Source organism: Anaerolinea thermophila (assembly GCF_020723905.1).
GTDB lineage: Bacteria > Chloroflexota > Anaerolineae > Anaerolineales > Anaerolineaceae > Anaerolinea > Anaerolinea thermophila_A.
The window spans coordinates 1-13,113 of the sequence record NZ_DYHZ01000005.1 but is presented as its reverse complement, the minus strand read 5'-3'; the positions used below and the strand labels follow the sequence as shown (position 1 = coordinate 13,113).

Genomic DNA, 13,113 nt, shown 5'->3' with positions numbered 1-13,113 from the left:
TTACAGCCCCTTTTCTACCGTCTGGAGGGATTTCTCTGCCAGTTGTTCCAGCATGGCAGTGGTCAACGACTTTGGACGCTCAATGGGCTTACCTAAAATCCGCCCCCAGACAATATGGGCGGTTAACCCCAGGATTCGACTCATTCCAAAAAGGACGGTATAGAAATCAAATTCTTTCACCCCATAGTGATACTGCAATGCTCCATTAATGGCATCCACATTCGGATAGGGGTTTTTAACTTTGCCGTTTTCTGCCAGAATGGGTGGAAGCACTTCAAAAACCCGCCCAATCAATTCAATGTTGGGATCATTTCTAATATACTTACGGGCAAACTCGTATTGCACTGTGAAGCGCGGGTCTGTCGTCCGCAAAACAGCATGCCCATATCCTGGAATTAATTTTCCTGCCTGTAATTGTTGTCGAAGGTATGTCGCCAGTTCCTCTTTTTCCGGAACGCGTCCCCCAAAGGACTCCTGCACCTGTAAAACCCAACGGATGCATTCCTGATTTGCCAGACCATGAAGCGGACCCGCCAGCCCATTCATTCCTGCGGCACAGGACAAATACACATCCGAAAGCGCAGAACTCACCAGGTAAGCAGTGTGAGCGCTGACATTGCCCCCTTCGTGATCGGAATGAATGACAAAAAACAAACGGCATAAATCCTGATAACGGAGGTCATCGCCTTTGCCAATCATGTGGGCAAAGTTGGCACTCCAATCCAGTTCAGTCTTGTAAGGGATGACTTCTCCGTTTCGGTACTTATAGTTGTAAATAAACGAAGCAATGCCCGGCAATTTTGCAATCAGGTTCATGCTGTCTTCCAGATAGTACTTCCAGTAATCTCCCTTGGGGAGACCTTCTGTGGTAAACATCTGTTCAGCGTACTTGCTGGCAAACAGCGAGGAAGGCTGAAGCGCCATGATTGCGGCTGAAAACAGAGTCATGGGATGGGTTTGTTTTGGGAACTGGCGAATCACCTGATAAACCGTCTCGGGGATTTGACTGCGTGTCACCCATTCCTGTTCGACTTCATCAGCTTCCTCTGCATTGGGCAACCGATCCGTCATCAGCAGGTAATACAGCCCCCCCACCGAAGGAAATTCAGCGCCGGGCTTCCGGGGTAAATGCTGAATCACTTCAGGAATGGTATAACCACGCAGACGGATGCCCTCATAAGGGTCAACGTAAGAAATATCACTGACCTGAATCTGCACTCCACGAATACCGCCGTAAATTTGCTCCACCGTAACATCGCACACTTTTAAAGAGCCGAATTGTGTGCGTAAACGGTTTACCCGCTCCCGCCAGGCGGGTATCTGTTCTACAATGGCATCGATCATCTTCATAGTCCTGCACTCCTCCTTGGCTGGTTTCCGTAACTCCCCCCTGAGAGTTCACCGAAACAAAATTTGTGAAAGAAATTGCCGTGTGCGCTCTAAACGTGGATGGTCAAAAATCATTTCCGGCGTTCCGGATTCGACGATGCTCCCCTCATCCATGAAGTGCACTTCACTGGCAGCAGCGCGGGCAAAGCCCATCTCATGGGTAGCCACGACCATCGTAATCCCCGCCCTGGCTAAATCGAGCATGACATCCAGCACTTCTTTGATCATCTCCGGATCCAGGGCACTGGTTGGCTCATCAAACAATAAAATTTTGGGTTTCATTGCCAGAGCACGGGCAATCGCAACCCGTTGTTGCTGTCCACCTGACAGTTGTGCCGGGTAACTTTCGGCTTTCTCGGCAATGCCCACCCGTTTCAACTGCTCCATGGCAATGGCTTCGGCTTCTTCCTGCGAGCGTTTGCGCACAATACGCTGTGCCAGGGTGATGTTTTGCAACACGGTGAGATGAGGATAGAGGTTGAAATGCTGAAACACCATCCCGATATCCGCCCGCACCTGATTGATGCTCTTTTCGTCCCGGGTCAACCGTTGTCCATCAATCCAGATCTCCCCTTCATCTTCGATTTCCATGTGATTCATACAACGCAACAGAGTGGATTTGCCCGAACCACTCGGACCAATTAACACCACCACATTGCCGCGCTTTACGGTTAAACTGACATTGCGCAGCGCCTGTACTTTTCCAAAGTACTTCGATACATTTTTAACCACAATGATGTCATCGGTGTTGCCCATGACTCAAGCCCCTCTCCAAGGCTTTGACACCCAGCGACAGGATGAGTGTCATGATGAGATACAGCACTGCCAGAGTGGTAAACGCTTCGGGGTAACGGAAGGTTTGTCCGGCATACAAACGCGCAACCTGGGTAATATCCCGAACCGCCAGCACCGAAACCAGCGAAGAGTCTTTGAGCATGGAAACAAAATCATTACCCAGTGCCGGCAGGACATTGCGGATGGCTTGCGGCAGAATCACATATCGCATGGCTTGCCAGTAGGTCATTCCCTGAGAACGCGCCGCTTCCATTTGCCCTTTGGGAATGGATTGTATCCCCGCGCGGAAAACTTCTGCCGAAAAGGCTCCATAGGTAACTGAAAGGGCAATGATGGCACGCATCTGCATGGGCACGCCATTATTCTCAATCCGGGTGAGCCACGCCAGCCAGGTCACGCCGGCATCCACCAGCATTTTTCCAAGGGCATTTAAGGCGGATGTAACCGCAGGCACGGCTACAAAGGCAATAAAGAAAATCAACACCAGCATGGGAATGCCGCGCACAATTTCCACATACAACGTGCTGAGATTGCTAAAAAACACGTGACGGGAAATTCGCCCCAGCCCCGCCATTAAACCAATGAGCAGGGAGATCACAAACGCTGCCAGCGTGGTTGTTATGGTGACATGGATGCCCGCCCGGATGAAAACAAACGCCTGATTGTACGAAGGTTGTGAAAAGATTACCCCCATGGTTGCAAGCGCCATGCTGACCATGGCAACAAACCACCAGGGAAAACGTTCTAATTTACTCCGCAGGGTTTCTCTGGGAATACTTAAAGCAGGCGTACGTGGGATACTTGTTTCTCCTGAAGCCATCTCTACCTCCTGAATTCGGGTAAACGGGAGGACGGGGGCTCCATCCTCCCACAAATTCTCTATTTGACATCCGACTCGGTTAGTTTGAACTCGGGACCAAAATATTTTTGATTGAGCCGTTCCAGAGTGCCATCGGCTATCATGGCTTCAATGGCTTTGTTGAAAGGTTCCACCAGATCACTCCCTTTGGGGAAGACAAATCCCAACTCATCGCTGGAAATTGATGGACCAATCAGTTCAAGTTTCTCGGCATTCTCACCCCGATATCCCTGACCGGCGGTCTCATCAATGATGACGGCATCCACATCTCCAGAAATCAAGGCTTGTACCGCAAAGGCAAACTGCTCAAACCCCTTAATGCGTGACTCCGGCAGGTATTTTTTGGCTGTCTCATAATTGGTGGTATTGATCTGCGTCCCCAGTACCAGCGCTTCGTTGCGGGCAAAATCTTCGATGGAAGTAAACCGGTTCTCCCCTTTCCGAACCAGCAGACGCTGGTTAATGCTGATATACCCAACGGAGAAATCCACAATTTGTTTACGATCCTCAGTGATGGTGATCCCATCTGCCGCCATATCGTACTGTTTATCGGCAACTGCCTGGATCATGCCATCCCAGGCGGCTTCAACGAAGACCGGTTCGCAGTGAAGTCGGGTACAGATTTCCCGAAGTGCGTCGTAGTCCCACCCTCCAGGTTCACCGGTAGCAACAAGGATGTAGTTGAAAGGCATATAGGCGTTTTCCACTGCAACGGTAATTTTTCGGCACTGCAAATCAACCAGAGCCGTCTCGGCGGAGCCAAGGCACCCCGTTTGAACAGAACCCTGTGCGGCTGTTGGAGTTGCTCCAGAAGCCGCTCCTCCGGCTGAAGCACAAGCCGAAAGAATCATTCCCATGACCAGGACCACGAACATCCAGATAGAAAAGCGTTTCATTTCATTCCTCCAAAAAGTGTTTTGATAATCAAAAAAGACCTTCCTTCCGGAAGGTCTTTTTCTTTTCTTTCGTGCTTGCTCTTCTTTATAAACACGAAGAGCCCGCGCCTTCTCGGAAGGAGGGGGATCGCGGGATTCGCTTAGGGGAAATCAAATCAGCAAGCAATAATTTCATCATATTGGGCGCATTTATAAATGCGAAAACAAGATGTGTCAAGGAAAAATGGAAAAATCCTCTAAAAAATCACCCAAATGGGTTAAAAATTTACCAGCCCAGGTAAAATGGCTGAATTATAATGACAGGCATCCCATCAATCCCAAAGGAGGGGAGGCATGTCTGAATTTCCGGCACAATCAGCCACCCTGAAAACCTCTCAAGGTGTCTTCACATATTATCCTCTCGACCAGTGGGAAGGCATTACTCAGGAAACGCTTCAACGTTTGCCTTTCTCCATCCGCATCTTGCTAGAAGGCTACCTGCGCAACAGCAATCATCCCCGCGTCAGCCGCCAGAGCATATCAGCACTGGCAAACTGGACTCCTCAAGGAAGTCATCGTCCCATCTTGCAGTTCTTCCCCGGACGGGTGGTGCTGCAGGATTTTACCGGTGTTCCGGTGATGAATGACCTTGCCGCGATGCGCGCCGCACTGGTGCGCATGGGAGGGAATCCAGAAAAGATTAATCCCATCGTACCGGTGGATCTGGTCATTGATCACTCTGTGCAGGTGGACTATTTCGGTGTTCCAGATGCCCTGAAACTGAATGTTCAACTGGAATTTGAACGCAACCGGGAACGCTATGAATTTCTGCACTGGGCGCAGAAAGCCTTTAAAAATTTCCGCGTGGTTCCCCCCTCCTCAGGAATCGTTCATCAGGTGAACCTTGAATATCTGGCGCGGGGTGTCCTCACTTCCGAACAGAACGGCAACCCTGTCGTCTTTCCCGAAACACTGGTGGGAACGGATTCCCATACCACGATGATCAATGGATTGGGCGTGATTGGCTTTGGAGTGGGCGGCATTGAAGCCGTTGCCGCCATGCTGGGTGAGCCGCTGGAATTTGTCACTCCAGATGTCATCGGTGTGCGGCTGACCGGAAAACTGCGGGAAGGCGTCACCCCCACCGATTTAACCCTGACCATCACTCAACTGTTACGCAAACATGGCGTGGTGGACAAATTCGTGGAATTTTTTGGTCCCGGACTTGCCAACCTGAGCCTTGCCGACCGCGCGATGATTTCCAACATGGCGCCTGAAAGTGGAGCAACCGTCCTGTACTTCCCGGTGGACCAGCAAACGCTGTCTTACCTCCGGTTGACCGGTCGACCCACAGAACTGGTCGAGGCATATTACCGCGCACAGGGACTTTTTGTGACCGCCGAAACCCCTGAACCGGAATACACGGCTGTCTTAAACCTCGATCTGGAAAGCATTGAACCGAGCCTGGCTGGTCCCAAGCGCCCACAGGATCGCGTGCCACTTCCACAAGTGAAAGAAAACTTCCGTACCTCCCTGTCCAAACCCAAAACAGAGCGAGGATTTGGACTTTCGCAACAGGATCTGGAAAAGAAAGCCGAATATCGTTCTAACGGTTATAAAGAAACGCTGGAGCATGGTGCAGTCGTAATTGCGGCTATTACTTCCTGCACCAACACTTCCAATCCGTATGTCATGCTGGCGGCAGGATTGCTGGCAAGAAATGCCGTCCTCAAGGGATTACAGGTAAAGCCGTATGTGAAAACCAGCCTTGCGCCGGGGTCGAAAGTGGTAACGGCTTATCTGGAAAAATCCGGGCTGGATAAAGCCCTGTCAGCGCTCGGCTTTGATGTGGTCGGCTATGGATGTACCACCTGCATTGGCAATTCGGGACCACTGCCTCAACCGGTTGTGGAAGCCATTGAAAGCGCAGGGCTGGTAGCAGCAGCGGTGCTTTCTGGAAACCGCAATTTCGAAGGACGCGTCCACCCGCACGTTCAGGCAAATTACCTGGCTTCCCCGCCGCTGGTGGTAGCCTATGCCCTTGCCGGTACGGTTGATATTGATCTCACGCAAGAGCCTCTGGGCGTTGACCGTCAGGGAAATCCGGTCTATCTCAAAGACCTCTGGCCCTCTTCCAGAGAAATTGAGCAACTGATTGAAGAATTCGTTCAGCCGGAATTGTTTGTCGGGGAATATGCCGATTTATATTCCGCCAATCCCCAGTGGTCACAGATTCAAAGTCCAGCCTCAATCCTGTACGAATGGAATCCTGCCTCCACTTATTTACAGGAACCGCCGTTCTTTAAACATGTATCCAAAGAGCCTCAACCGATTGCGGAGATCCGTAATGCGCGAGTACTGGCTCTCTTTGGTGACTCCATCACCACCGATCATATCTCTCCGGCAGGAAACATCTCGCCTGCCAGCCCGGCAGGCAAGTACCTGCTGGAGCACGGCGTGCCGGTGAGTGAGTTCAACTCGTATGGCTCTCGCCGTGGAAATGATCGCGTGATGACTCGAGGCACTTTTGCCAATATCCGTCTGAAGAATCTACTGCTGGGCGGCAAGGAAGGCGGATATACCATTCATTTCCCGGATGGAGAAGTACTCCCCATTTATGACGCGGCGATGAAATATCGAGAGGAAGGGGTTCCTTTGATTGTCATAGCCGGCAAAGAGTATGGTACCGGCTCCAGCCGCGACTGGGCGGCAAAAGGAGTTCAACAATTAGGCGTGCGCGCCATTATTGCCGAGTCGTTCGAACGCATTCACCGTTCTAATCTGGCAGGGATGGGTGTTCTTCCTCTGGTTTTCAAACCCGGAGAAAATGCCCAATCTCTGGGGTTAACCGGTCGAGAAACCTACACCCTGAAAGGTCTGGATCAGATTCAGTCTCCAGGTGGGGAACTGACCGTGGAAGTAACCCGCGAGGACGGCAGTGCCTTTGAATTTCAGGTCACAGTGCGATTGGACACCCCGAACGAAGTGACCTATTTCCATCACGGGGGTATTTTGAATACCATCCTCTTAAACTGGCTCTAAACCTGCCAGGCATTGGACAACTCCCTGCTTCCCATTCTCCCTGAGAGGAAGCAGGGAGTATAATACCCAAAATTCATCTTCAAGCCCAAGCATTCAGGAGTAATCAAGTCTATGGGAAACAAAAAAGTTCGCGTTGCAATCATTGGGGTAGGAAACTGCGCCTCGTCACTGGTTCAGGGGGTGTACTACTACCGTAACGCCGCCGACACCGACCGCATTCCTGGATTGATGCATGTCAATCTGGGAGGGTATCACATCAGCGATATTGAATTTTCTGCCGCCATTGATGTGGTTGATACCAAAGTCGGGAAAGATTTATCCGAAGCCATTTTTGCTCATCCAAACAACACCTACCAATTCACCAAGGTTCCCTACCTCAATGTCCCGGTTGTTCGCGGGATGACCCATGACGGTTTAGGGAAATACCTTTCGCAAATTGTCAAAAAAGCACCCGGGCCTACTGCTGATATTATCAAAATTCTCAAAGACACCGGCACCGATGTGGTGATTAATTACCTGCCAGTGGGCTCTGAAATGGCTACCAAGTGGTACGTGGAACAGATTCTGGAAGCAGGCTGCGGCTTTGTCAACGCCATTCCCGTGTTCATTGCCAGTTCAGAGTACTGGTCAGAACGCTTCCGCCAGAAGAACTTACCCATCATCGGCGACGACATCAAGTCTCAGGTAGGCGCGACGATTCTGCACCGCGTCCTCACCAGCCTGTTTGTAGATCGCGGGGTGCGCCTGGATCGTACCTATCAAATCAACTTTGGTGGGAACACCGATTTCCTGAACATGCTTGAGCGGGAGCGCCTTGAGTCCAAGAAGATCTCCAAAACCGGCGCTGTGACCAGTATGCTCCCCTACGACATTGGCGAAAGCAACATCCACGTAGGTCCCAGTGATTACATTCCCTGGCTGACCGATCGCAAGTGGTGCTACATTCGCATGGAAGGGACGACTTTCGGGGACGTGCCATTGAATCTGGAAGCCAAACTGGAAGTCTGGGACTCACCCAACTCGGCTGGCGTGGTCATTGACGCAGTACGCTGTGTCAAACTGGCATTGGATCGCGGAATCGGCGGCCCACTGTATGCTCCAGCCTCTTATTTCATGAAGACCCCTCCCAAACAGTTCAAGGATGAGATCGCCCGGGAGATGACAGAAGCCTTCATCCGGGGCGAAAGCGCCTAGTAAGTTTCCTGCAGGGCTTTCCTTTCCGGAAAGCCCTGCGCCTTCCTCTGGTACAATACGTACCATCATGAAGTTGTTACGGGTAAAGCGTTTTCTATGGTGGTTTTTTGGGGGGGTGCTGGCAGCCGGAATGGCAGCCTGTTCTGCGCCATCGTCGTCGCCCCCGGCAGTGACGGTCAATGTGCAGGCAACCAGCGCATTTGACCATGCCCTTCTGACTGCTACCTATGCCATCCGTGAACCGACACCGACTTTCACAGCCACCCCTTCTCTGACGCCTTTTCCCACTCACACCCCTGTTCCCCCCGAACTTCCGGAAATGTTCCAGAGCGCTCGGCTAAACCCGAAGGACATTCCGCACTCATATGTTCAGGATACCTGTCAGTACTTGAAAAATCGCTGGGAGGTGGGAAAATCATTGCCAGGAACAGTGGTCATGCCTATTATGTTTCATTCAATTACCGATGGAGAAATTAATCACCCCTACCAGATAAGCGTGACTCAGGTAAAAGACCTTTTTCAGGCTTTAGAACAAAAAGGCTTTGAAGTCATCACCATTGAACAACTGGCAAGATTCTTGCAAGAGAACGATTATATTCCCCCTCGCTCGGTGGTGTTAATTGTGGATGATCTGCACTCCGCCTCTTATTTCCGCGACCACTTCTACCCGTTCCTGCAGCCTCACGGGTGGACCGTTACCAATGCGTGGATCAGTGAGCCAGAAGCCAGTCGCCGGGTGCGAGATGAGAATATCCTTCTTCAACAGGAAGGATGGGTGGATCATCAAGCGCATGGTGTGGTGCACAATATTAATATTGTGGAATTTCAGACAGGCACAATGATTGATACGCCTTTATACGGAAAAGTGGATGTGGAAACATTCATTTATCGGGAACTGCAAGGATCCCGGGAAGCCATCCTGGAAACATTTGGGAAAGCCCCCATTGCTTATATCTGGCCCGGCGGTAACTTCAGCGCCCGTGCTGTTCAGGTCGCCCGCGAAGTGGGATATCAGATGGGATTCACCGTCAATCCACGCGGGCCCCTGATGTACAACTGGATTCCGCTGGGAGATGAACCTGATCCCAGACGTCCTGCCCTGATTCCGGAAGGTTACGTGCAGGATCCATTGATGGTGCTCCCCCGTTACTGGGACAAAGATGCGATTCTGTATCTGGATACCGTCATTCAAATTGGTGAAGAAGCCCGCTCATATGCATTGCAAAACCGTGAACGGGAACTGGAATATTATCAAATCGTGTGCCAGCCTTATGTGGGTGACATTCGTATTCCGTAAAGTTTCACGAACCCTCAAAAGGGTTATCCCCCTGGTCATTGCCACGGGACTGCTGTTGGGCTGTGTGCGTCCCTGGGGAAGCACTTCGATTTTTGATATACCCCGGACGCCCGAAAGGCAGCCAACCCCGTATGTGCCGGTACAGCCTGTGTCTCCGACAACCTCCACTGAAGTCATGCAGGAACCTGTCTCCATGACTCCCTCCCCAGAAATAGAAAATGAGTTACCAGCCGGAGAACAAACCAACCCTAAAACCTACACCGTTCAACCGGGAGACACTTTAGGGAATATCGCCCGCCAGTTCAATGTGGACCTGGCGTTGTTAATTGCGGCAAATCAATTGAGCAATCCTGACCGGATTGACGTTGGACAGGAACTGATCATTCCAGTAGCAGAAGATTTCCCTCAAGGCCCGGATTTTATAATCATTCCTGATTCGGAACTGGTCTTTGGTCCTTCTACTACTACGTTCAAGATGGGAACTTTCGTTGAGAATCAACCGGGGGTCCTTAAAGACTATCATGAGGATCGCAACGGGGAGTCCTTTTCCGGGACTGAGTTGATAGAAAAAATTTCAAGAGATTTTTCCGTAAACCCGCGTCTGTTACTTGCCATACTGGAGTATCAAAGCGGCTGGGTGACTAAGCCATCTCCGCCAGCCGAAACTCGCAAGTATCCGGTAGGGTATCGGGGAAATGAACAAATCACAGGCTTGTACCACCAGATTGGGTGGGCGGCAAACATGTTGAATTATGGATATTACCTGTGGAAAGCCGGGGGAGTCAAAGGATGGGTACTGGCAGACCAAACCTATGTGCTGGTTCCTGAAAGCATCAACGCCGGAACCGCCGGGGTGCAGTACCTGTTCAGTTTGATATACGGCAAAGAGGAATGGATGAAAGCCGTCGGTCCTCAGGGGGTGTATGCAACCTACGCGCGCCTCTTTGGATCGCCTCAAGCACTGGCTTTTGAGCCCCTCATTCCAGAAAACCTCACCCAACCGGAGATGATTTTACCCTTTGCTCCCGGCACCATCTGGTACTTTACCGGCGGTCCACACCCTGCATTTGGAACCGGATCAGCATGGGGAGCGCTGGACTTTGCTCCCCCGGGCGATGCGTATGGCTGTTATACCAGTTCTGATTGGGTCACTGCAGTTGCCGATGGAGTCATTGTGCGAAGCGGCGATGGTGCTGTGGTACAGGATCTGGACGGAGATGGATTCGAGCAAACTGGCTGGACCGTGCTGTATTATCACATTGCTTCAAGCGGCAGGGTATCCGAAGGACGCTATCTGAAAGCCGGCGATGATATCGGGCATCCATCCTGTGAAGGCGGAGTCTCCAATGGGACACACCTGCACATTGCTCGCCGGTATAATGGGGAATGGATTTCTGCCGATGGTGCCATTCCCTTTGTCCTGAGCGGGTGGATTTCCACAGGGGATGGTATACCCTATGAAGGACGCCTGATTAAAGGCGAGCAAATCGTGACTGCGTGGGATAAACGACTGAATGAAAATCAGATTGGGCGGTAATCTTACCAGAATCTGGACCACAGTTCTGATTACGTTCCTGCTGAGCGGGTGCGTGCGCGGAATGAATGGCGCCGGGCAATCTCCCTTCAGTTTTGGGCAGAAGAGCCAGTTTGGATTGGTGGAAACTCTACCATCTGTGGCAGAACAAAATCCAGGTCTGCCTACCAGCACGTCACTCCCACAGATCACCCCTACCCCTAAAGAAAGTCCCACCCCCGCTCCCCCCATCCTGTATTACACCCAGGCTGGCGACACACTGAATGCGCTTGCAGCGCGTTTTGATGTGTCCAAAGAAGAAATCACTTCCACACAAACCCTGCCAGAAACTGGCTTACTTGACCCGGGAATTCTGCTCATTATTCCTCATCGGCTGGGTGAAACCACCTCCTCTGAAAAGGTGATGCCCGATAGCGAAATTGTCTTCTCTCCCTCCGCGCTTGATTTTGATATTAACCAATATGTGACGGATGCAGGCGGCTACCTGACCACCATTCAGGAATGGCACACCAACGGCTGGAACAGCGGCGCGGCATCGGTGTATAAAGTGGCGATTGATAATTCCATCAACCCCCGCCTGTTGCTGGCAATTCTCGAATACCAGAGCCACTGGGTCACCGGTCAACCCGCAAACCTGGCACAGACAGACTTCCCCATTGGATATTTGAATTATCAGAAAAAAGGGTTGTTCGCTCAATTATCCTGGGCAGTACAACAGTTAAACATCGGATATTATGGATGGCGGGAAGGACGCCTGACCACCCTGACCTTTCAGGATGGCACATCCATCCGGCTGGCACCCGACCTCAATGCAGGAAGCGTGGCAATTTTATATCTGTTTTCTCAACTCTACGACCAGCCCCACTGGGCAGCGGCAGTATATGGGCCAGACAGCATGCCAGCCCTGTATGAGAAAATGTTTGGCAACCCGTGGCTGCGAGCCCAATCCGTAGAACCTCTCTTCCCAGCCACACTGACCCAACCGCCCATGGAACTGCCCTTCCGTCCCGGAAAACCATGGAGTTTGACAGGCGGACCTCATTCCGCCTGGGGACCCGACGGCGCCCGGGCAGCGCTGGACTTTGCCCCTTCCACGACCGAAAAAGATTGCTACGTCTCTTCCGACTGGGTCACAGCCATATCCAGCGGACTGGTTGTGCGTTCAGAGTACGGTGTTGTGGTGGTGGATCTGGATGGAGACGGTTTTGAACAAACCGGCTGGGCGGTTCTGTACCTTCATATCGCCACCGATGGGCGCGTGCCCGCAAACACCTGGGTGAATACCGATGACCGCATCGGACACCCCTCTTGCGAAGGCGGACAAGCCACTGGCACCCATGTTCACATTGCGCGAAAGTACAACGGCGAGTGGATTCTTGCTGATGGTCCCATGCCTTTCATCCTCTCTGGCTGGCGTGCGATTGCTGGAGAAAAACCTTATCAGGGAGCCCTGGTAAAAGATGGGCAAACTGTCAAAGCCTCCATTTATGGGGATTACTCGTCCCTGATTTCCCGGTAATCTTTCCAGAGAGCCCAGACCTGCTGGACAAACTCACCTGTCTTCAAATGGAGTTGGTCAAAATTGGGTTCACCCTGCGATTGTGCAATCATACAAATCAGCAGAGGGGAAGTCTCCGGGGTTTCGATAATGCCGCAATCCCCTACCGTGAGCGGGATGGTCATGGATCCGCGTTTGTTATAAATTCGGCTTCCCGTAGAAAGGAACGGTTTGATGGACCACAAACGGCCCTGATCGCCTGCAGTTTCCTCTGATAGCCATTCCAGCATCTGTTCACTGGCGGTTGTGCTGATACACTTTCGGATGTACAAACACTCAAACAGGGTGCTTAAATCACGCACCGAAGCACGCCGTGGACGAAATTGAATAGAGGGGGCACCCCATGCACTGAATATTTGCTGAACTTCCTGTGAGGTTACCCGTGCCAGCACGTCCTGTTCAAGGATTTCTGTGGCTTCTTCCTCGCTATAGACCAGCATGGCACGCAAAAGTTGCCGATAACTGCGTCCTGCACCAGCCGGTCCCATATCCAGTGCCGATTCCCATGACTCTCCGTGTTTGTCCCAAGAATGGTTGGTGAAATAGAGAAAGGAGCAAGGTCGAATATTC

Annotated in this window: 10 protein-coding genes; 5 read left to right on the top strand and 5 right to left on the bottom strand. The window is 51.6% G+C overall.

What is annotated here, in order from left to right; translation table 11 throughout:
* Genes LHF31_RS08540 through LHF31_RS08525 form a run of 4 tightly spaced genes read right to left on the bottom strand, consistent with a single transcriptional unit; the run spans position 1 to position 3,939 of the window.
* On the bottom strand, positions 1 to 1,350 hold the full coding sequence (locus LHF31_RS08540) for a citrate (Si)-synthase (RefSeq protein WP_298006976.1): 1,350 nt from the start codon (positions 1,348 to 1,350) through the stop codon (positions 1 to 3).
* A gap of 48 nt (positions 1,351 to 1,398) precedes the next feature.
* Positions 1,399 to 2,145 carry an amino acid ABC transporter ATP-binding protein gene (locus LHF31_RS08535; protein ID WP_298006974.1) on the bottom strand — a complete coding sequence of 249 codons (747 nt, stop codon included), beginning with the start codon at positions 2,143 to 2,145 and terminating at the stop codon, positions 1,399 to 1,401.
* Positions 2,129 to 3,004 (bottom strand): amino acid ABC transporter permease, encoded by an 876-nt coding sequence (locus LHF31_RS08530; protein ID WP_298006971.1) that lies wholly within the window; start codon positions 3,002 to 3,004, stop codon positions 2,129 to 2,131. Before LHF31_RS08530 ends, LHF31_RS08535 begins: the two co-directional genes overlap by 17 nt.
* Positions 3,005 to 3,063: 59 nt before the next feature.
* Positions 3,064 to 3,939 (bottom strand): ABC transporter substrate-binding protein, encoded by an 876-nt coding sequence (locus LHF31_RS08525; RefSeq protein WP_298006968.1) that lies wholly within the window; start codon positions 3,937 to 3,939, stop codon positions 3,064 to 3,066.
* A 333-nt stretch (positions 3,940 to 4,272) separates the two neighbouring features.
* Here LHF31_RS08525 and acnA point away from each other — a divergent pair, with 333 nt between their 5' ends.
* From acnA to LHF31_RS08500, 5 genes are all read left to right on the top strand, one after another.
* Positions 4,273 to 6,960, top strand: a complete 2,688-nt coding sequence (gene acnA / locus LHF31_RS08520) for an aconitate hydratase AcnA (RefSeq protein WP_298006966.1) — start codon at positions 4,273 to 4,275, stop codon at positions 6,958 to 6,960.
* 111 nt (positions 6,961 to 7,071) lie between these two features.
* Positions 7,072 to 8,154: an inositol-3-phosphate synthase gene (locus tag LHF31_RS08515; RefSeq protein ID WP_298006963.1), complete on the top strand. Its 1,083-nt coding sequence runs from the start codon at positions 7,072 to 7,074 to the stop codon at positions 8,152 to 8,154.
* Positions 8,155 to 8,221: 67 nt separating this feature from the next.
* On the top strand, positions 8,222 to 9,451 hold the full coding sequence (locus LHF31_RS08510; RefSeq protein ID WP_298006960.1) for a polysaccharide deacetylase family protein: 1,230 nt from the start codon (positions 8,222 to 8,224) through the stop codon (positions 9,449 to 9,451).
* Positions 9,426 to 10,988 (top strand): LysM peptidoglycan-binding domain-containing protein, encoded by a 1,563-nt coding sequence (locus tag LHF31_RS08505; protein WP_298006957.1) that lies wholly within the window; start codon positions 9,426 to 9,428, stop codon positions 10,986 to 10,988. The genes LHF31_RS08510 and LHF31_RS08505 overlap by 26 nt, the downstream gene beginning before the upstream one ends.
* Positions 10,966 to 12,504 carry a LysM peptidoglycan-binding domain-containing protein gene (locus LHF31_RS08500; RefSeq protein WP_298006954.1) on the top strand — a complete coding sequence of 513 codons (1,539 nt, stop codon included), beginning with the start codon at positions 10,966 to 10,968 and terminating at the stop codon, positions 12,502 to 12,504. The genes LHF31_RS08505 and LHF31_RS08500 overlap by 23 nt, the downstream gene beginning before the upstream one ends.
* On the opposite strand, the gene LHF31_RS08495 is transcribed toward LHF31_RS08500, so the two are convergent.
* On the bottom strand, positions 12,480 to 13,113 hold a 634-nt coding region (locus LHF31_RS08495; protein WP_303774126.1), incomplete at its 5' end, for a serine hydrolase. The two genes, LHF31_RS08500 and LHF31_RS08495, sit on opposite strands and share 25 nt — an antisense overlap.

Coding starts and splice junctions, on each gene's coding strand:
- LHF31_RS08540 (WP_298006976.1), bottom strand. CDS start 1,350: ATGAAGATGATCGATGCCATTGTAGAACAGATACCCGCCTGGCGGGAG.
- LHF31_RS08535 (WP_298006974.1), bottom strand. CDS start 2,145: ATGGGCAACACCGATGACATCATTGTGGTTAAAAATGTATCGAAGTAC.
- LHF31_RS08530 (WP_298006971.1), bottom strand. CDS start 3,004: ATGGCTTCAGGAGAAACAAGTATCCCACGTACGCCTGCTTTAAGTATT.
- LHF31_RS08525 (WP_298006968.1), bottom strand. CDS start 3,939: ATGAAACGCTTTTCTATCTGGATGTTCGTGGTCCTGGTCATGGGAATG.
- acnA (WP_298006966.1), top strand. CDS start 4,273: ATGTCTGAATTTCCGGCACAATCAGCCACCCTGAAAACCTCTCAAGGT.
- LHF31_RS08515 (WP_298006963.1), top strand. CDS start 7,072: ATGGGAAACAAAAAAGTTCGCGTTGCAATCATTGGGGTAGGAAACTGC.
- LHF31_RS08510 (WP_298006960.1), top strand. CDS start 8,222: ATGAAGTTGTTACGGGTAAAGCGTTTTCTATGGTGGTTTTTTGGGGGG.
- LHF31_RS08505 (WP_298006957.1), top strand. CDS start 9,426: ATGTGGGTGACATTCGTATTCCGTAAAGTTTCACGAACCCTCAAAAGG.
- LHF31_RS08500 (WP_298006954.1), top strand. CDS start 10,966: ATGAAAATCAGATTGGGCGGTAATCTTACCAGAATCTGGACCACAGTT.